The organism is Clostridium liquoris (genome assembly GCF_002995785.1).
GTDB classification, from domain to species: Bacteria; Bacillota; Clostridia; order Clostridiales; family Clostridiaceae; genus Clostridium_AO; species Clostridium_AO liquoris.
The window spans coordinates 1-1177 of record NZ_PVXO01000013.1 but is presented as its reverse complement, the minus strand read 5'-3'; the positions used below and the strand labels follow the sequence as shown (position 1 = coordinate 1177).

The 1177-nt window shown below is 31.9% G+C and carries 1 protein-coding gene; it reads left to right on the top strand.

Translation table 11 applies throughout. The features are described 5' to 3' along the window. Positions 1–28: 28 nt before the first annotated feature. On the top strand, positions 29–1177 hold a 1149-nt coding region (istA, locus tag CLLI_RS03455), incomplete at its 3' end, for an IS21 family transposase (protein ID WP_106062856.1).

Genomic DNA, 1177 nt, shown 5'->3' with positions numbered 1-1177 from the left:
AGGAGGGATTGAAATGCTGGGGGTCGAAATGAATACAACAATTATTACACTTTTCAAAAAAGGCTATAACAAAACGCAAATAGCTAATATGTTGAAGGTCGACAGAAAAACTGTAAGAAATGTTCTTAATAAAATTGATGAAAATGGGGTGGTAGAAAGGAAGAAAACTGCATCAATACTTGATGAATATAAAGAATATATAGATATCCAAGTTGCCAAAGATCTTACTGCGAAGCGTATATTCCAGGATCTTCAAAGGGATTTTGATTACACTGGGAGCTATGACACAGTAAAAAAATATGTTAGCAAAATAAAAAAAGTAACTCCTAAACCGTACATGGTATTAAATACATTACCTGGTGAGGAGTCACAAGTCGATTTTGGATATATTGGAACCTTAAATGTTAATGGTAAAAGAAAAAAATCCTGGGTATTTGTAATGACATTGAGTTATTCAAGATATATGTATATAGAAATTGTTTTTAACCAGTCTGTGAAAACATTTATTGAATGTCACAAAAATGCATTTAGATATTTCGGAGGTGTGCCTGAAACAGTAAAAATTGATAATCTTAAAGCTGCGATATTAGAAGCAGATTTTTATGAACCTACAGTACAAAAGAATTATGCAGCTTTTGCAGCACATTATGGATTTTGGGCACAACCATGTAGAGTAAGAACACCTACAGATAAAGGGAAAGTAGAATCAAATGTTAACTATGTTAAGGATAATTGTTTTAAAAATAGATATTTTGAAAATATTGATGAAGCAACAAATTTTGCAAGAGAATGGCTTGATACAATTGCTAATGTAAGAAAGCATGGTACAACAAAGAAAGTTCCTATTGAGGTTTTCAAATCAGTTGAAAAAGAAAAACTTCTTGCACTTCCAACAGAGGATTTTATCTTGTCACACTCTGTTAAATGTACGGTTAATACAAATTGCCATATTTCCTACGATGGCAATTACTATTCAGCACCATATGCTTACATAGGCCAAGAAGTTAATGCTATTGTTGTAAATGGGTTGATAAAAATTTACTTTAATGAAAAAGAAATAGCCCTTCACTCACTCTGGACAGGTGAAAAGGGCAATTATATAACAAACAATGAACATTATCCTCATAGTAAGAATATATCAAGCGAAGATATATTGTCAAGGCAAAGGGAAGAAATG